The 16665-nt window shown below is 71.5% G+C and carries 18 protein-coding genes; 7 read left to right on the top strand and 11 right to left on the bottom strand.

The features are described 5' to 3' along the window. Positions 1 to 8 precede the first annotated feature (8 nt). From ACQRWP_RS27595 to ACQRWP_RS27580, 4 genes are all read right to left on the bottom strand, one after another. Positions 9 to 797: a LytR/AlgR family response regulator transcription factor gene (locus tag ACQRWP_RS27595; RefSeq protein WP_430498881.1), complete on the bottom strand. Its 789-nt coding sequence runs from the start codon at positions 795 to 797 to the stop codon at positions 9 to 11. Next, complete coding sequence (locus ACQRWP_RS27590; RefSeq protein ID WP_430498879.1) at positions 794 to 2020, bottom strand: sensor histidine kinase; 1227 nt, start codon at positions 2018 to 2020, stop codon at positions 794 to 796. Before ACQRWP_RS27590 ends, ACQRWP_RS27595 begins: the two co-directional genes overlap by 4 nt. A gap of 39 nt (positions 2021 to 2059) precedes the next feature. Then, positions 2060 to 3631 carry a sugar transferase gene (locus tag ACQRWP_RS27585; protein WP_430503307.1) on the bottom strand — a complete coding sequence of 524 codons (1572 nt, stop codon included), beginning with the start codon at positions 3629 to 3631 and terminating at the stop codon, positions 2060 to 2062. A 264-nt stretch (positions 3632 to 3895) separates the two neighbouring features. Next, complete coding sequence (locus ACQRWP_RS27580; protein ID WP_238681619.1) at positions 3896 to 4756, bottom strand: Fpg/Nei family DNA glycosylase; 861 nt, start codon at positions 4754 to 4756, stop codon at positions 3896 to 3898. Positions 4757 to 4806: 50 nt separating this feature from the next. Here ACQRWP_RS27580 and ACQRWP_RS27575 point away from each other — a divergent pair, with 50 nt between their 5' ends. Then, positions 4807 to 6078: a glycosyltransferase gene (locus ACQRWP_RS27575; protein WP_430498876.1), complete on the top strand. Its 1272-nt coding sequence runs from the start codon at positions 4807 to 4809 to the stop codon at positions 6076 to 6078. A 103-nt stretch (positions 6079 to 6181) separates the two neighbouring features. Here ACQRWP_RS27575 and ACQRWP_RS27570 read toward each other — a convergent pair whose 3' ends face one another. From ACQRWP_RS27570 to ACQRWP_RS27550, 5 genes are all read right to left on the bottom strand, one after another. Next, entirely contained in the window at positions 6182 to 6904 is a 723-nt protein-coding gene (locus tag ACQRWP_RS27570) for a CDP-alcohol phosphatidyltransferase family protein (RefSeq protein WP_238681621.1), read from the bottom strand. After that, the gene (locus ACQRWP_RS27565) at positions 6879 to 7946 is read right to left on the bottom strand and encodes an iron-containing alcohol dehydrogenase family protein (protein WP_179781433.1); all 1068 of its coding nucleotides are present in this window, start codon (positions 7944 to 7946) and stop codon (positions 6879 to 6881) included. The genes ACQRWP_RS27570 and ACQRWP_RS27565 overlap by 26 nt, the downstream gene beginning before the upstream one ends. Continuing rightward, the gene (locus ACQRWP_RS27560; RefSeq protein WP_430498873.1) at positions 7934 to 8665 is read right to left on the bottom strand and encodes a sugar phosphate nucleotidyltransferase; all 732 of its coding nucleotides are present in this window, start codon (positions 8663 to 8665) and stop codon (positions 7934 to 7936) included. Before ACQRWP_RS27560 ends, ACQRWP_RS27565 begins: the two co-directional genes overlap by 13 nt. Positions 8666 to 8743: 78 nt before the next feature. Next, positions 8744 to 9511 carry a hypothetical protein gene (locus ACQRWP_RS27555; protein ID WP_430498871.1) on the bottom strand — a complete coding sequence of 256 codons (768 nt, stop codon included), beginning with the start codon at positions 9509 to 9511 and terminating at the stop codon, positions 8744 to 8746. Then, positions 9508 to 9960 (bottom strand): NUDIX hydrolase, encoded by a 453-nt coding sequence (locus ACQRWP_RS27550; RefSeq protein ID WP_430503306.1) that lies wholly within the window; start codon positions 9958 to 9960, stop codon positions 9508 to 9510. The genes ACQRWP_RS27555 and ACQRWP_RS27550 overlap by 4 nt, the downstream gene beginning before the upstream one ends. Positions 9961 to 10069: 109 nt before the next feature. On the opposite strand from ACQRWP_RS27550, the gene ACQRWP_RS27545 reads away from it, so the two are divergent. The 4 genes from ACQRWP_RS27545 (at position 10070) to corA (ending at position 13681) form a co-directional block, all read left to right on the top strand. Beyond that, on the top strand, positions 10070 to 10462 hold the full coding sequence (locus ACQRWP_RS27545) for a CBS domain-containing protein (RefSeq protein WP_091396882.1): 393 nt from the start codon (positions 10070 to 10072) through the stop codon (positions 10460 to 10462). 83 nt (positions 10463 to 10545) lie between these two features. Further along, positions 10546 to 11004 (top strand): ester cyclase, encoded by a 459-nt coding sequence (locus ACQRWP_RS27540; RefSeq protein ID WP_430498868.1) that lies wholly within the window; start codon positions 10546 to 10548, stop codon positions 11002 to 11004. A gap of 106 nt (positions 11005 to 11110) precedes the next feature. Beyond that, on the top strand, positions 11111 to 12205 hold the full coding sequence (locus ACQRWP_RS27535; RefSeq protein ID WP_430498866.1) for a PLP-dependent aminotransferase family protein: 1095 nt from the start codon (positions 11111 to 11113) through the stop codon (positions 12203 to 12205). A 321-nt stretch (positions 12206 to 12526) separates the two neighbouring features. After that, the gene (corA, locus tag ACQRWP_RS27530; protein WP_430498864.1) at positions 12527 to 13681 is read left to right on the top strand and encodes a magnesium/cobalt transporter CorA; all 1155 of its coding nucleotides are present in this window, start codon (positions 12527 to 12529) and stop codon (positions 13679 to 13681) included. Positions 13682 to 13767: 86 nt separating this feature from the next. Here the strand turns inward: corA and ACQRWP_RS27525 are convergent, their stop codons facing one another. Beyond that, positions 13768 to 14547, bottom strand: coding sequence for a hypothetical protein (locus tag ACQRWP_RS27525; RefSeq protein ID WP_430498862.1), 780 nt, complete (start codon positions 14545 to 14547; stop codon positions 13768 to 13770). Between the two features lie 84 nt (positions 14548 to 14631). On the opposite strand from ACQRWP_RS27525, the gene ACQRWP_RS27520 reads away from it, so the two are divergent. Continuing rightward, a complete protein-coding gene (locus ACQRWP_RS27520) occupies positions 14632 to 15162 on the top strand; it encodes a peptidylprolyl isomerase (RefSeq protein WP_430498860.1) in 531 nt (176 codons plus the stop codon). A gap of 94 nt (positions 15163 to 15256) precedes the next feature. Continuing rightward, entirely contained in the window at positions 15257 to 16168 is a 912-nt protein-coding gene (locus tag ACQRWP_RS27515; RefSeq protein WP_430498858.1) for a rhomboid family intramembrane serine protease, read from the top strand. Here the strand turns inward: ACQRWP_RS27515 and ACQRWP_RS27510 are convergent. Next, positions 16161 to 16589, bottom strand: a complete 429-nt coding sequence (locus ACQRWP_RS27510; protein ID WP_430498856.1) for a PH domain-containing protein — start codon at positions 16587 to 16589, stop codon at positions 16161 to 16163. The two genes, ACQRWP_RS27515 and ACQRWP_RS27510, sit on opposite strands and share 8 nt — an antisense overlap. Positions 16590 to 16665 lie beyond the last annotated feature (76 nt).

The following is a 16665-nucleotide window of genomic DNA, read 5'->3' as shown; positions in this document are numbered from 1 at the left end:
TTCCCGGCTCAGCGACTCCAATCCTGCTTCGCGGCCCTGACCAGCTTGTCCTTCAGCTCCCGGGTGTGCCGCCGGCTCACCGGCAGCTCGGTCGAGTCGATCACCACCACATAGCCGGAGTTGACCAGCCGCAACTCCGCGATCAACTTCAACTGCACCAGGTACGAACGGTGCACCCTGACGAAACCGGCATCGGCCCAGCGCTCCGCCAGCGTGGCCAGCGAGACCCGCACCAGGTGCGACCCCTCCGCGGTGTGCAACCGGGCGTAGTCGCCCTGCGCCTCCACCCACCGCACCGCCGATCGGGGCAGCATCCGGGTGGTGCCGGCCAACTCGATGGGGATGGTCGGGTCCTCCTCCGCGCGGGCCAGCGCCGCCGGGTGCGACGGCACCACCCGCGAGCCGATCACCCGGCGCAGCGACTCGGCCAGCCGATCGGCGCGCACCGGTTTCCGCACGTAGTCGGTGGCGCCCAGATCGAAGGCGTCCACCGCGCCGTCGTCGTACGCGGTGACGAACACGATCGCCGGTGGCCGGGCGAAGCGGCGCAACACCCGGGCCAGCTCCATGCCGTCCAGGCCGGGCATCCGGATGTCCAGGAAGACCACGTCCACGTCGCCGTCGCGCAGCAGCCGCAGCGCCTCGGTGGCATCCCCGGCCGTGTGCAACCGGGCCACCCGGGGGTCGGCCCGCAGGTGGTACGCCAGCTCGTCGAGCGCGGGCGGCTCGTCGTCCACCGCGAGGACGCGCAGGAAACCGGACGCGTTAACCGCACCCGTCCCGGTTCGCTCGCTCACGACCCTGCCCGCACGCCGGGGTGGAACTTCGGCACCCGCATGCTCACCTTGGTGCCCGAGCCCAACCCCGTCTCCACGACCAGGCCGAACCGGTCCCCGAAGACCGAGCGCAACCGCTCGTCGACGTTGGAGAGGCCGACGTGCTGGCCCGTGTCGTCGCCCGGGTCGCCGGTGCCGCGGGCCAGCTCGGCGATGCCGGCGGTCAGCGTGGTCGGATCCATTCCCACTCCGTCGTCCTCCACCGTGATGTGGCATTCGGCTCCCGCGTCCCGGGCCTCGATGCTCACCATGCCCGTGCCCGGCTTGCGGGACAACCCGTGGCGAACCGCGTTCTCGACCAACGGCTGGAGGCAGAGGAACGGCAACGTCACCGGCAGCACCTCCGGGGCGATCTGCAACCGCACCTGCAACCGGTCGCCGAACCGGGCCCGTTCGATGGTCAGGTAGCGGTCGATCGACCGCAGCTCCTCGGCCAGCGTGGTGAACTCCCCGTGCGCCCGGAACGAGTACCGGGTGAACTCCGCGAACTCCAGGATCAGCTCCCGGGCCCGCTCCGGGTCGGTGCGTACGAACGAGCCGATCGCGGTGAGCGCGTTGTAGATGAAGTGCGGGCTGATCTGCGCCCGCAACGCCCGGATCTCGGCGCGGGCCAGCCGCTCCCGCGACGAGTCCAGCTCGGCCAGGGCGAGCTGGTTGCCGGCCCAGTGCGCCGTCTCCAGGGTGGCCTGCACCAACCCCGGAGGCGGCGGGCTGTCGGCGACCGCCACCAGCGCGCCCACCACCCGGCCGTCCGCCCCCAGCAATGGTGCGACCACCGCCCCGCGGACCGGGCAGTCGACCCGGTCGCAGTGCAGTTCCTGCTCACCCAGCACGCTCGAGCGGCCGGTGTCCACCGTCCGCTGGGCCGCCGCGAGCAGTTGATCTCCGTGGTGCGTGCCGCGCCCGTCCAGGGCCAGCAGCCGGTCGGCGTCCGTGAGCGCCAGCCCGACCGCGCCAACCAGCGCCCGCAGATGGCGTACGGCCTTCGCCGCGCCCGCCTCGCTCAACCCCGCTCGCAGCGGCTCGGCGGCCAGGCCGGCGGTGTGCAGCACCTCGTAGGTGGCCCGCTGGGTGGCGGTGGCGATGCCACGGCGGGCCCGCAGCCGCAACACCGCCAGCAGGGCTGCGGTCAGCGCGGTGACGAGTGAGACGACGCCGACCACGGCGGAGAGGTTGGCAGACACGCAGCGATCCTCGCCCCTGCGAGCCGGCGCGCCAACCCCCTAGTACGCGCCCTTGCGGGCAAGCACCACCCCGACGGTGCGCCACAGGATGCTCAGGTCGTACGCGAGCGACCAGTTGTCGACGTAGTAGAGGTCCAGTCGGACCGACTCGTCCCAGGACAGGTCGGAGCGGCCGGAGACCTGCCACAGCCCGGTCATGCCGGGGCGGACCAGCAGTCGGCGCCTCACGTCACCCAGGAAGTCACCGTCGTCGGCCGGTAGCGGGCGGGGCCCGACCAGCGACATCTCGCCCCAGAGCACGTTGATCAACTGCGGCAGCTCGTCCAGCGACGTGGCCCGCAGGAAGCGACCGACCGGGAAGACCCGAGGGTCCTCCTTCATCTTGAACAGCATGCCGTCGGTCTCGTTCCGATCGACCAGGCTGGCCAGCCGGTCCTCGGCGTTGACGTACATGGTCCGGAACTTCCACACCCGGAACGTGCGCCCCTCGTGCCCCACCCGGGGCTGGCGGAAGAAGACCGGCCCGGGGTCGGAGATCCGGATCGCCACGGCGATGGCCAGGAACAGCGGGATCAGCAGCAGCAGGCCGAGGCCGGCGGCGACCCGGTCCATCAGGTTCTTGGCCAGCAGCGCCGGCCCGGAGAGGGTCGGCTCCTCGACGTGCAGCAGCGGCAGACCCTCGATCGGCCGGATGTGCACCCGGGGGCCGGCGATGTCGGTGAGCTGCGGGGCGACCACCAGGTCGACGCCGGAGCCCTCCAGCTGCCAGGCCAGCCGGCGCAACTCGCCCGGCTCCGCGCTGGCCGACCCGCAGACCGCGATGGTGTCCCCACCGACCTCACGGACCAGGGCCAGGACGTCGCGTCCGGCGTACACCGGAACCGGGGTCGGCATACCGCGGGCCGCCGCGTACCCGTCGGTGATGTGGATGGCGACGGGCATCAGCCCGGCGGCCGGGCTGCGGGTGACCGCCGCGTAGACCTCCAGACATTCGGGCAGAGTGCCGACCAGCACCATCCGGTGAGCGGCCTGGCCGGCCCGCCGCCGGATGTAGTGCAGCGCCCACCGGGCCACGAAACGGCCCCACAGGATCAACAGCGTCGCGCCGACCAGCGCAGTGCCCACGGTGAACCGGGAGAGCTGCGTGACGGTGGAGAAGGCGAGGAAGGAGACGCTCGCGGCCACCGTTACCGATGCACGGATCACCCGCTTGAACTCGTCCGGGCCGAGCCCCAGGTAGCGCCGGTCGTAGGCCCGGTTGCTCCAGAGGATCACCACCCAGCCGAACGGAAGCAGCAGGTAGGAGACGGTGTGGAACCACGTCGGGTCCTGCTGGGTGCCGGAGAACCCGGAGGCAGCCTGGTCGAAGAGCTGGATCGCGATCCAGCTGGCGAACGCGGCCGCGCCGAAGTCGAGCAGCAGCAGGATCGCGATGTAGGGGCGGTGCCAGCGGGAGACACGGCGTCGCGCCCTCGTCCAAGCCGACCGAGGGACGCCGTTGTGGGACGGCGGCGTCGGCGGCTGGATCTCGAAGCTGTCGACGTGCCGCACGAGTCTGCTCCGGCCTTCGTTGGTTACCGGGCGCTGGAGGCTTGCCGTCACCTCACCCATGTCCTCCCGCATGACACGGGCCGCTCACTCGGCGTGAAGGCCCGGGTCGCCCACCGTCCCAGTCTCCCACGCTGGCTCCGACCGGTCGTCGCCCCGAAGGAGATTGGCGACCGACGGTGCTGGCGGGATCTGGCCGGCTCCGCACCATTTCAGAAGCCGGGGACCGGGCCACTATACCGATGGATGCGCGCGTGGCGAGAAGGGCGGACCGGAGCTTCCGCTCAGTGAGGGAGATTCCGCTCCGTAGTCCTGAAGTGCAATTACTCACCGTACGAGGCGAGACAACCGACGGTCAGCGAGCGGCTTGCCGCCGGTCTGGCAGGTGGGGCAGTACTGGAGGCTGGAGTCGGCGAACGACACCTCGCGCACGGTGTCCCCGCAGACCGGGCAGGGAAGCCCGGTGCGCGCGTGCACCTTCAACCCGGAGCGCTTCTCGCCCTTCAGCTCCGCGGCCCGCTGACCGAGGGAGCGCTCGACCGCGTCGCCGAGGACCTGTCGGGTGGCGGCGTGCAGGGTGGCGATCTGGGCGTCGGTGAGCCGGTCGGTGATCGCGAACGGGGACAGCTTCGCGGCGTGCAGGATCTCGTCGGAGTACGCGTTGCCCACCCCGGACAGCACCGACTGGTCGGTCAGCACCCCCTTGACCTGCCCCCGCCTGCTCCGCAGCCGCTCGGCGAAAAGGGGCAGATCCGCGGCGAGCGCGTCCGGGCCCAGCTTGGCCACCCCGGGAACCGCCGCGAGGTCGGTGACCAGATACGCGGCCAGCTTCTTCTGCGTGCCGGCCTCGGTGAGGTCGAAGCCGGAACCGTCATCCAGGCGTACCCGCACCGCGATCGGGCCCTTGCCCGGACGCAGTGGGGTGGTGGCGGGGAACGCCTCCCGGTAGTGCAGCCAGCCTGCTCGCGCCAAATGCACCACCAGGTGCACTCCACCCTCGAAGAGGACGTCGAGGAACTTGCCGTGCCGACTGGCGTCGACCACCGCCCGGCCCGCGACCTCGGTCGGCGCCGGCTCGTACGTTTTCAGGGCGCTGATCGCGGCGATCTCCAGCCGATCGACGCGCCGCCCCACCGCGCGCTGACGCAGGTAACCCGCGAGCGCCTCAACCTCCGGTAGTTCGGGCACGACACAACCTCCGGTAGTTCGGGCACGACATAACGGTAGCCTTCTTTCCCGTGAGAATCGTGGTGGCACACAACCGGTACCGGGAAGCCCAGCCCTCCGGTGAGAACACGATCGTCGACTCGGAGATCGCTCAGCTCACCGCCGCTGGCGTCGAGGTGCTGCCCTTCATTCGCAGTTCGGACGAGATCCCGTCGATGTCGAAGGCGGCGAAGGCGCTGCTGCCGATCTCGCCGATCTGGGCGCCGCGCGCCCAGCACGACCTGAGCCGGCTGCTCACCGAACACCGACCGGACGTTCTGCACCTGCACAACCCGTACCCCCTGATTTCGCCCTGGGTGGTGCGGACCGCGCACCGGCACGGCGTGCCGGTGGTGCAGACGGTGCACAACTACCGGCAGGTCTGCTCATCGGGGATCTACTTCCGCGACGGCGTGATCTGTCAGGACTGCAAGGGTCGGGCGTTGGGTGTGCCGGCGATCAAGCACCGCTGCTACCGCGACTCGGCGGTGCAGAGCGCCTTGATGGCGACCACCCTGGCCGTGCACCGGGGGACCTGGCGCTCGGTGGATCGGTACATCGCGCTCACCTCGGCGATCGCCGATCACCTCCGCGACTACGGCATTCCGGACGAACACATCGTGGTGAAGCCGAACTCCGTACCCGATCCGGGTCGGCCGGCGCCGCTGGGTGACGGGTTCCTCTACATGGCCCGGCTCTCCCCGGAGAAGGGCGTCGACCTGCTGCTGGACGCCTGGCGTCGGCACCCGGTGGGTGCGCTGGGCACGCTGCGGGTAGCCGGCGACGGTGAGCTGCGCCCACTCGTGGAGGCGGCCGCCGCCGAGCGACCCGACGTGGTCTACCTCGGTCAGCTCGACCGGGCCGGCGTGCAGGCCGCCGTCGAGGCGAGCGCTGTGGTGATCGCCGCCGCGATGTGGCACGACGTGCTGCCCACTGTGATCATCGAGGCGTTGGCGAACGGCCGGCCGGTGCTCGGTACGGCGTTGGGCGGCATTCCGTACCTGGTCGGGGCCGATGCCCCGCACGAGCCCGCCGGCACCGGGCCCGCCGAGATCGCCTCCGCGGTCGCCGGGGGCGGCGGCGGACCAGCCATGCCGGCGGGGATCGGTCTGGGCGAGGCCGGTTGGGTGGTCGCCCCGGAGCCGGCCGCGCTCGCGGCCGCGCTGCCGGTCGCCCGCGCCGGAGCGTCCGGGCTGACCCTGGCCGCCCGCGCCCGCTACGAGCGAACCTTCCACCCCGACGTGGTCACCAAGCAGCTCATCGACATCTACGCGGGCCTGGCCCGAACCCCCAACCACGTCTGAACGCCGCGCCTGACGCTTCCGTGCGTCCGCGTCCGGCCTCGCGCCGAGCGCGGGGGACCGCCGCGCGGGCCGCGCCGGGTCGCGCCGCAGGGGCGGGTGGCGGTCAGCGCAGGGAGGCGCGGGCCGAGAAGGCGATGCTCGCCAGTAGGAAGCCGCCGTTGACGATCGTGAAGGCGACCATCACCCAGAGGACCAGCGCGGGGGCCACGGCGAGCACCAGGGCGGCCACGAAGACCACCGCGCCGTAGTCGCGGACCAGCTTCACCAGGCGCACCGGCAACGAGGTCGAGGTGACCATGCTGGCCGCGTTCGGGCCGGCCTGCATCACCGACGTCACCAGGTTGACCATCCAGGTGCCCGCGAAGGTCGCCACGAGCCAGGTCGGCGTGGCCGGCTCCTGCGCCACGGCGGTGGCCGCCAGGGCTGCCACCAGGGCGATCTGCGCGGCCACGTCGCAGAGCACGTCGACGCGCGCGCCGGCCGCGCTGCCCTGGCCGGTCACCCGGGCCAGCTGCCCGTCCGCGCAGTCCAGGGAGTACGCCACCTGCCAGCCGACCAGGGCGAGCAGGCCGACCACCCAGGCCGGTACGTCCCCGGCGGCGACCGGGCCGGCGAGCGCCACCACGGTGACCGAGGTGGCCAGCCCGAGCACCAGGTTGGTGATGGTCAACGCTGTCGGTCGCAGCCCGAGCCGCTGGGCGACGAGCGCGAAGACGGCCCCCAGCCACTGGCTGATCGACTCGCTGAACAGGCCGCCGCCCCGGTTCACCCGGTGGAAGTCGGCGACGGTGGGACGGGGGTCAGCCAAGCTGGTCGCGGATTGCACCGGCGTAGTCTGCCAGCCGCTCCCGCGTCTCGGTAGGCGACAGTGCCAGGTGTTCGAGGATCGTGTAGCGGTCCGGGCGGGTACGCGGCGCGAACTGCACCGCCTCGATGAACTGGTCGTCGGTGAGCGCCACCTCGGCGGGGAGCCGGGGCAGACCGTGCCGGGCGAGGCAGGCCGACATCTCCCCGAAGCGGCGGAGGTCTCCGCGCAGCCAGGTGCAGAACAGTGCACCCAGCCCGGCCAGCTCGCCGTGCGAGGCGGTCCCCGGAAAGAGCGAGTCGACAGCGTGCATGATCTCGTGGCAGCCGCCGCTGCACGGACGGCTGGTGCCGTCGACAGCCATCGCCAGGCCGCTGGAGATCAACGCCTCGGCGAGGACGATCACGAAGGCGTCGTCGCTCATGTCGCCGGGGTGGTTGAGCACCGCTTCGGCGCCCGCTCGCGAGAGCGAGGCGGCAAGCCCGTCGACCGGCTCACCGCGTACCTGCCGGGACAGCTCCCAGTCGGCCAGCGCACTGATGTTGCTGATCACGTCGCCGATGCCGGCCCGGTTGTGCCGGTCCGGGCCGCTCTCCACGAAGTCCAGGTCGACGATCACCCCGATCGGGATGTGTACGCCGTAGGAGCCCTTGATCCCGTCGGTGATCAGGCTGGCCACCGGGGAGGCGATCCCGTCGTTGGCGAGGCTGGTCGCCACCGACACCATCGGCAGCCCTCGACGGGTCGCCGCGTACTTGGCCACGTCGATGGTCTTGCCGCCACCGATGCCGACCACCGCGTCGTACGACCGGGCGCGGAGTTTGCCGCCCAGGTCGTCGGCGGCGTCCAGCGTCCCGCCGGAGACGGTGAAGACGTCCGCCGAGCGCAGCGACGGTCGGATCAGCTCCGCGATCTGCGCGCCCTGACCCGGACCGACCACCACCGCGACGTCACCCCCGGAGGAGATCCGCCCGTCGGCCAGGATCGCGCCCAGGTCGGCGACCGCCCCGCGTCGCACGTCGATGTGCAGCGGGGTGAGGACGCTCCGAGCTAGTAGAGGCACGCGATCTCCCGCGCGCGGGCCAGGTCGGCGTGGTTGTCGACCTCGACCCAGGGGACGTCACCGATCGGCGCCGCCCGCACCTCCCCGCCCCGGTCGGAGAACTCCTGGTAGCCGTCCTCGTAGTACAGGTTCGGGTCCCGTCGCCAGGTCGCCTCCAGCGCGTCGGCGAGGGCGTCGGCGACCTGCGGCTCGATCAGCGTCGCGCCGATGTACTCCCCGTACGCCTCGCCCGGGTCCATCAGCTTGGTGATCCGGGTGAGCTGGCCGGCGGCGTCGAAGGTGGTCTTCATCTCCTCCTCGGCCAGCGGCTTGAGGGTGTCCACGGCCAGCAGGATGCCCGGACCACGCTCGGCGAGCAGGGTCTTCTCCACGCTCACCGGGTGCACGGTGTCCCCGTTGACCAGCAGCACCCCGCGCGCGAAGTACTCCCGGGCGAGCCAGAGCGAGTAGGCGTTGTTCCACTCCTCGGCCTTGTCGTTGTGCACAAGGGTGAGCGTCACCCCGTACCGCTTCTCCAGCTCGGCCTGCCGCTCGCGGACCGCGTCCGCCGCGTAGCCGACGACGATCACGATGTCGGTGAGCCCGACCTCGGCGAGGTTGCCCAGCGCGATGTCCAGGATCGTCGTCTCACCGTCCACCGGCACCAACGCCTTGGGCAGGGTGTCGGTGTACGGGCGCAGCCGTCGTCCCGCTCCGGCCGCGAGCACCATTCCGATCATCGCGACATCCTCCCTCGTCCTGCTCCCGTCACCGCTGGAGGATAGCCCCGGCCGGGTGTGCCGCTCCGGCCAACCGGGTCAGCCGGGCAATGCCGCCAGGTCGGCGAGCATGGTCAGGCGCTCCTCGACGCCGAGCACGGAATACGGGCCGGCGGCCCGCCGGTCGGTCTCCAGTTCGATGGCGAGCCGCTCGGGACCGGCCGGAAGGGCGGCGATGCTCGACGCGGTGTGCCCGGCGGCAGTCCAGGCGGCGGCGTGCGCGTCGGCCCGGTGGTATCGCAGCGTGCTGAGCCGGTTGAGTAGCAGCACGCCCAACGGGGTGCCGTCCGGCTCGTACGGGGGCGCCAGCGCGGCGAAGGCCGAGGCCACCCGGTCCCCCTCCTCGTCCGCCAGCACCAGGGCGTACGACAGCAGTCGGCCGAGCATGGCCACCAGCCGGGCCACCCGGTCGTCATGGCCGGCCCACAGCTCCTCGGTGACCTCGGCGTGCACCTGGTACAGCTCGGCGAGGAAGGCGGCGCCCCGCTCGGTGGCGGACAGGGCGCCGTCCGGGCCGCGGTAGATCATCCCGTGTGCCACCTGCTTGTCCACGGTCCGCCGGCAGGCGACCGGGTCCTGGTAGCGGGTGATCGCCGCGAACCCGGGCCCGTCGACAGTGCCACCGGGCGCGGCCAGCCGGGTGCGAAGGTCGACCAGGAAGCCGGTCGCCATGACTCCGCCGTAGCGCTGGGACAACTCGGCGCCACCGCCGTCCCGGCCGGCCAGGATGCCGGCGCGGAAGGTCCGGTCCACGGCCGGGGCGAGCAGCCCGGCGATCCGGTGCGGCGCCAGCTCGACGGTGTTCACAGACCGATCGACCGCAGGACGGCGAAGCCCTCCTCCGCGATCCGCCGGATCAGCCCGTCGTTGACGTCGCGGTGCTCGTCGAGCACTGTCACCTCGTGCTCGGCCAGCCAGCGGTACTCGGTGTGCTTGCCGGCCTCCAGCATCGGGCGTTCGAGGTCACCGTCGACGCGGACCAGGAAGTCGTACTCGGTCCGGGCCAGGCCGTCGTCGCCGACGTAGCTGTACTCGCCCACCTGGCCCAGGACGTGGGAGAGGACCCAGCCGGTCTCCTCGGTGATCTCCCGGCGCAGTGCCTCGTCGATGTCCTCGCCCGGTTCCACATGGCCGCCGACGATGTCCCAGCAGTTGGGAAACAGGCGTCGGTGTGGTGAGCGGCGCTGAAAGAAGATGCGGCTGTCATGGTCGACGATCAGCGCGCCGGCGCAGCGCAGGGGCTCGGTGGACACCATCCGACAGTAGCCAGCGTCCGCAGCTTGTGCGATGCCGCTCTTGTCCCGGAAACATCCACCGACCACCATGTCCGTACCGAATGCCACCGTCCCAAAGGGGTGATGTGTGATGCAGGTACGGGATGCGATGTCCAGCCAGGTCCTCGTCGTCGGTCCGGAGCACACGCTCCGACAGGCGGCCCGGATGATGTCGGCCCGCGGTGTCGGGTCGGCGGTCGTGATCGACCCGGATTCCGAGGGCGTGGGGATCATGACCGAACGCGACGTGTTGAAGGCCATCGGCGCCGGCCTGGACTGCGACGTGGAACGCACCGGCGCCCACCTGACCTGGGACGTGGTCTACGCCGGGCCGGAGTGGACGGTGGCCGAGGCCGCCGCCGCGATGGCCCGGGGCGGGTTCCGGCACCTGGTGGTTCTGGACGGCCAGGAGGTGGCCGGTGTGATCTCCGTGCGGGACATCATGCGGGTCTGGTCGGAGAGCCAGGCGGTCGCCACGACCTGACCGGGGGTGGTGTGCCGGGCCGGATCGATGGGTAGACATCCCTTGCGGGCGCGGAGATGCCGTGGCCCGCGGGGGAGGTCCCGATGCGCGACGCGGAGCGGCTGGTCGAGCAGCAGTACGCCATGCTCCTGCGTCGGGACGTGGCCCGGCTGCCGGATCTCTACGCCCCGGAGGCGTTCTACGCCATGCCGGGCGTGACGGTCCGTCCGATCGAGCTGCCCGCGCTCCTGCGCACCTGGACCGGCGCTTTCCCGGATCTGCGGGTCGATCCGATGGGGGCGGTCCGCACCGGCGGTGGCGCCGCGCTCGAGCTGCGGCTGACCGGCACCCACACCGGCACCCTGCATTCGCCGTACGGCACCGTCGCGCCCACCGGCCGCCTGGTGAGTTGGGAGGTGGCCGACGTGGTCCGGGCCCGCAAGGGTCGGATCACCGCTTGGCGCTCCTACTTCGACTGGAGTCAGCTTCTCGACGCCCTCGGCGTGCAGCTGGAGGGACTTTCCCGGGCCGCGCAGCACGACGCGCTCGCCCTTCCGGTCTGATCTGCCGCCGACCGGTGGAGTGGGGTCACCCGACCCGGTGGCTCAGGATGCGGACATCGCCGTGCCGACCGCGCGTTCCCCACCGCCGCCCGTACGCTCAACATCCATGACCGCCGAGCAGTTGATCTCCTTTGCCCGTGGGGCTCCCTCGCTGGACATCGTCGATGTCGAGGGGCTCAAGGCCGCCTCCGTCCGCGCCTTCGACGCCGACCCCGCGGGGGTGACGGCGTACGGCACCTCCGTCGGGTACCTACCGCTGCGAAAGTGGATCGCCGAGAAGCACGGGGTCGAGGCCGACCAGGTGCTGGTCACCAACGGGTCGCTCCAGGCCGACGCGTTCCTCTTCGACCACCTGGTCCGCCCCGGCGACGCGGTGGTGGTGGAGCGTCCGACGTACGACCGGACGCTGCTCAACCTCCAGCGGATGGGCACTGAGCTGCACGGCATCGCCGTCCAGCCGGATGGCTTGGACACTGCCGAGCTGCGCAAGCTGCTGGAGTCCGGGGTTCGCCCCCGGCTCGCGCACGTCATCCCGAACTACCAGAACCCCGCCGGCATGACGCTGTCCCTGGAGAAGCGCCGGGAGCTACTCGACCTGGCCGCCGAGTACGAGTTCACGATCTTCGAGGACGACCCGTACGCGGACATCCGCTTCCGTGGTGAGGCGCTGCCGTCGATGCTCTCGCTGGACACCCGCAACGTGGTGGTGCACGCGTCGAGCTTCACCAAGACGGTCTGCCCGGGTGTGCGGGTCGGTTACCTGGTCGGCCCGGCCGACCTGATCGCCTCCATCGCGAAGAACGCGACAAGCCTCTACATCTCCCCCGGGATGGTGTCCCAGGCGATCGTGCACCAGTTCTGCGTCTCCGGTGACATCGACCGCTCGATCGAGACGGTCCGGGCGGCGCTGGGCGAGCGGGCCCAGGTGCTCGCCGAGTCGTTGCGCCGGCACCTGCCGCAGGCGCAGTTCGTGGAGCCCGACGGTGGCTACTTCCTCTGGGTGGAGTTCCCGGAGGACGTGCTGGTCGACCGGCTCGCCCCGGCGGCGGCCGAGCGCGGGGTCGCCGTGGTCAAGGGCAGCGACTTCGTGCTGGACGGCGGGCGGCACGCGCTCCGACTGGCCTTCTCGGCGGTGACCGCCGACAAGATCGACGAGGGTGTCCGGCGGCTCGCGGCGGCCGTCGAGGCCGTCCGTAGCTGAATTAACTGTCGGGTTCCTGACAGAACGACGATGCCGGCCGTCCCGGGGCTCCCCTCCGGGCGGCCGGCTGGCCCACAATGCTGCGAGCGTCACCCCGTCAGCTGCGGGTTCACCGCCCGGCCTCCGGGCCGGCCCCGCCCGGGTTGACGCGGCAGCACAACCTCCCGCCCCCACAGGTGCCGGGTGGGCCGTGTCGTCCCCCGCACACCCCCCGATGCGGCCCGGCCCGCCCGGCGCCGCCCCACGCGACCGCCGTCACACCGGTCCTCGACCGCGATCGGCGTAGCCTGCAAGCCGCAGCTGAGCGCGGGAGGTGACGCGATGACGGATCGGACAGAGCGGGACCGGACGGCACCGTCGACCACCGGTCGGGTGCTGCGACCTCGGGCGTGGCCCTCCCCGGTCCGGGCGATGACCCGGATCCTCAACGCCGACGGCTCGCCGCCCGTCCCCGCCCCGACGGGCACGGGCACCGGCCGCAGCGCGGTGGTCGACTGCGCGCTCTACGTCGACGGCAAGCGGCAGCCCGGCGACTGGACCTACGCGGAGGCGCTGGCCGCGGCCCGCCGCGAGGAGCACGGCTTCGTCTGGATCGGTCTGCACCAGCCGGAGCTGGCCGAGATGACCGCCATCGCGGAGACCTACGGCCTGCACGAGTTGGCGGTCGAGGACGCGGTCAAGGCCGAGCAGCGCCCGAAGCTGGAGCGGTTCGGCGACGTCGTCTTCCTGGTGCTGCGCACCGCCCGTTACTGCGAGCACACCGAGCTGACCGAGAACTCCGAGGTGGTGGAGACCGGCCAGGTGATGCTCTTCATCGGCCCGAACTTCGTGATCAGCGTCCGCCACGGGGATGCCTGCCGGCTCGCCCCGATCCGCGCCGACCTGGAGACCAAGCAGGAGTTGCTGCTGCACGGCCCCTGGGCGGTGGCGTACGGGGTGACCGACCGGGTGGTTGACCTCTATCTGGAGGTGGCCGAGCAGATCGAGGACGACCTGGACGTGCTGGAGGCGGAGGTCTTCGACCGGCACGGCCACGGGCGGATCCAGCGGATCTATCAGATGAAGCGGGAGCTGGTGGAGTTCAAGCGGGCGGTGGTGCCGTTGCAACGGCCGCTGATGACGCTGACCTCCCAGGTCAACCGGGACGTGCCCAAGGAGATCCGCAAGTACTTCCGGGACGTGCAGGACCACCTGAGCCGCACCGTGGAGCAGGTGAACTCCTACGACGACCTGCTGAACTCGATCCTCCAGGCGCGGCTGGCCCAGGTCACCGTCGACCAGAACAACGACATGCGCAAGATCGCCGCCTGGGCGGCCATCGCCGCGGTCTGGACCTCCATCGCCGGCGTCGAGGGCATGAACTTCGACAACATGCCCGAGCTGAAGATGACGTACGGCTATCCCGTGGCGCTGGCCCTCATGCTCGGCGTCTCACTGGCCCTCTACCGCTGGTTCCGCCGCAACGGCTGGCTCTGAGCTGATCTTGCGGGAGCGCCGCACACGCGGAAGCGCCGACGAGTGGGTGGACCCACTCGCCGGCGCCCGATGCGCTGCTGTTGACCTCAGCGGCGGCCGTTGGTGCGGGCCGTGTCCTTGCCCAGGGCCTTGGTGAGGTCGTCGGTCGGCCGACCGGAGACGTCGGTGGCGCCCTCGGCGACCGACGGGACCTTGTCGGTGGGGCGGACACCGGTCTGCTTGGCCGGGGCGGTGGTGCTGGCGCTGGAGCCGCCGGCCACCGCCGAGCTGCCCGCGCCGGTCATCCCCGCCGCGCCGGACATGGCGGAGCCGTCGGACCCCCGGGCGGTGGACGGCGTACGCACCTCGATCGAGTCGATCTCGTCGCGCATCGGCTCCAGGGTGCTGCGGGTCGGGTCGTACTCGGCCCACTCCTGCTGCTCCCGGCGGCGACGCAGCGCGACCGCGCCGGCCACGCCGGCGATGGCACCCGCCGCCAACAGGCCGGTCATCATCGAGCCGCGACGGCGCGGCTGCTTCTTCTTACCGGTGATCCGCATGGTCTTCGACTTGGCCTTCCTGGTCAGCGGCCCTGCCTGCGCGGCGCCGTCACGAGCAGCCGCCGCCAGCGGTGCCAGCGTGGTGAGAGTCGTCCCCCAGCCGGTCGACGCGCGGTCGCGTACCTTCGCGGCGGTCGGTGCGACGTAGCCCCGGGCCACCTGGACCCGCGGGCCGACGGTCGCGCCAGCGCCCTTCGCGGCGTGATTGGCTGCCAGCATCAGGTGGCTGATGCTCTGGTTCAGCTCGGCCTTGGCCAGCTGCCCCTGGGACTTACGCCGCCCGAATCCAAACACGGTCCTACCTCCTGGGAGTTGTTCCTTCGTCATCCTCCACCTTCGGATGCCTCCGCGATGCCAGATCGGGCACATGGGAGGATCCGCATGGAACTGACCAACGAGTGAGGAGTACCCGTGGCCGAGGCTGTCTACGCCACCCTGCACACCAACGCTGGCCCGATCCGGCTGGAGCTCTTCCCGAACCACGCGCCGAAGACCGTCCGCAACTTCGTCGACCTGGCCGAGGGCAACCGTGAGTACACCGACCCGCGCACCGGTCAGCCGGGCAATGGTCCGTACTACGACGGCACCATCTCGCACCGGGTGATCAGCGGTTTCATGGTCCAGATGGGCGACCCGACCGGCACCGGCCGGGGCGGACCGGGCTACAAGTTCGCCGACGAGTTCCACCCGGAGCTGCGGTTCGACCGTCCGTACCTGCTGGCGATGGCGAACGCCGGACCGGGCACCAACGGTTCGCAGTTCTTCATCACCGTGTCCCCGACGCCGCACCTCAACAACCGGCACACCATCTTCGGCCAGGTCGCCGACGAGGAGTCGGTGAAGATCGTGGATTCGATCGCGAGCACCCCGACCGGTCCGAGCGACCGTCCGCTCCAGGACGTCGTCATCGAGCGGGTCGAGATCGAGCGGTCCGCTTCCTGAGCGACTGGCGAGGTACCTTTGCTCGCATGATTGAGCGCTCCGGAGCACGGCCGGTGCCGGTGGACCGTGTGGTGTTGGACGGAGGGTCGGCCCGGTGAGCGAGTCTCCGCCGACCACCCCGGTCTGCTACCGGCACCCCGGCCGGGAGACCTACGTCCGGTGCTCCCGCTGTGACCGGCCGATCTGCCCGGACTGCATGCGGGATGCCTCGGTCGGGCACCAGTGCCCGGAGTGTGTCAACGAGGGACGTCGCAGTGTCCGGCCGGCGCGTACCGCCTTCGGCGGCGGTACGGCCGGCCGGCACGGCTATGTCACCAAGGCGCTGATCGCCGTGAACGTGCTGTTCCTGCTGCTCTCCATCGCCTCCGCCCGGGGCGGGGACGCGGCGGTGGGCGGCTCCGGCTTCGGCGGCCTGATGGGTGGCAGCACACCGCTGACCGAGTGGGGTGCGGTGCTCGGCCGGGCCTACCTCTCCGACTACACGCTCGGCGGGATCGCCGAGGGCCAGTGGTACCGGCTGGTCACGGCGATGTTCCTGCACTACGGCGTGCTCCACCTGCTGCTCAACATGTGGGCGCTGTGGGTGCTCGGCCGGTCGCTGGAGGCCAGCCTCGGGCGGGTACGGTTCGCCGCGCTCTACCTGATCGCGGGCCTCGGCGGCAACGTGGCAGCGTACCTGTTCAGCAGCCCGCGGGCGGCCACCGTCGGTGCCTCGACCGCCGTGTTCGGTCTCTTCGCCGCGCTGATCATCATCGAGCGCAGGTTGGGCCGGGACATTTCCCGGATCATCCCGATCCTGGTGATCAATCTGGTGTTCACGCTGGCCGTGCCGGGCATCTCGATCCCCGGGCACCTGGGCGGGCTGGTGGTCGGCGCGCTGATGGCGTTGGTGCTCGCGTACGCGCCGCGTGGTCGGCGCACGCTGGTGCAGGTCACCGGTGGGGCGCTGATCCTGCTGATCCTGCTCGCGCTGGTGCTCTTCCGGACCGCCGCACTGCTCACCTGACAGGGCGGGCGGCGCGCAGTGCGGCGGCCACCTCTTCCGGGGTGGCCCCCAGGTCGTACCGGCCGAACAGGTGCAGCGAGTTGCCCGCGTCGATCTCCAGGGTTTCGCTGGTCAGCCCCAGCCGGGGCCGTCGGTCGACGGCGATCGCCTCGACCGCCGACCAGGGCAGCAGCCGCCGGCCGGCGAAGCCGTGGATGACGGTGAGCCCGGCCGGGTCCACCGCCAATCGGATCGGCGCGACCAGGTCACGTACCGCCCAGCCGGCCAGCGCGGCGGCGGCCAGGGCGGCCAGCGCGAGGCGGACCGGGTCGCCGTCGGCGAAGAGCAGCCCGAGCGCGAGGATCAGGACGGCGCCGGCCAGCTTCGCCGCCGGCAGGCTCGACGGCACCCGCCACTGCTGTGCCGGGGAGGTCTCATTCACCCGCCCAGCATGCCAGCGGCCGTCGGATTCCGGCACCTCGTGCGGGTGTGGCCGGACGACCGGTCGATGGACGACG

This window comes from Micromonospora trifolii (genome assembly GCF_050516465.1).
In the GTDB taxonomy this organism is placed as follows: domain Bacteria; phylum Actinomycetota; class Actinomycetes; order Mycobacteriales; family Micromonosporaceae; genus Micromonospora; species Micromonospora trifolii.
The sequence above is the reverse complement of the archived record's forward strand: the minus strand, read 5'-3'. Positions and strand labels throughout refer to the sequence as shown.

Bases quoted from the DNA above. Each gene is read 5' to 3' on its own strand.
- ACQRWP_RS27585 (WP_430503307.1), bottom strand. From the start codon at position 3,631: ATGGGTGAGGTGACGGCAAGCCTCCAGCGCCCGGTAACCAACGAAGGC.
- ACQRWP_RS27560 (WP_430498873.1), bottom strand. From the start codon at position 8,665: ATGATCGGAATGGTGCTCGCGGCCGGAGCGGGACGACGGCTGCGCCCG.
- ACQRWP_RS27550 (WP_430503306.1), bottom strand. From the start codon at position 9,960: ATGGTGTCCACCGAGCCCCTGCGCTGCGCCGGCGCGCTGATCGTCGAC.
- ACQRWP_RS27545 (WP_091396882.1), top strand. From the start codon at position 10,070: ATGCAGGTACGGGATGCGATGTCCAGCCAGGTCCTCGTCGTCGGTCCG.
- ACQRWP_RS27540 (WP_430498868.1), top strand. From the start codon at position 10,546: ATGCGCGACGCGGAGCGGCTGGTCGAGCAGCAGTACGCCATGCTCCTG.
- ACQRWP_RS27535 (WP_430498866.1), top strand. From the start codon at position 11,111: ATGACCGCCGAGCAGTTGATCTCCTTTGCCCGTGGGGCTCCCTCGCTG.
- corA (WP_430498864.1), top strand. From the start codon at position 12,527: ATGACGGATCGGACAGAGCGGGACCGGACGGCACCGTCGACCACCGGT.
- ACQRWP_RS27525 (WP_430498862.1), bottom strand. From the start codon at position 14,547: ATGACGAAGGAACAACTCCCAGGAGGTAGGACCGTGTTTGGATTCGGG.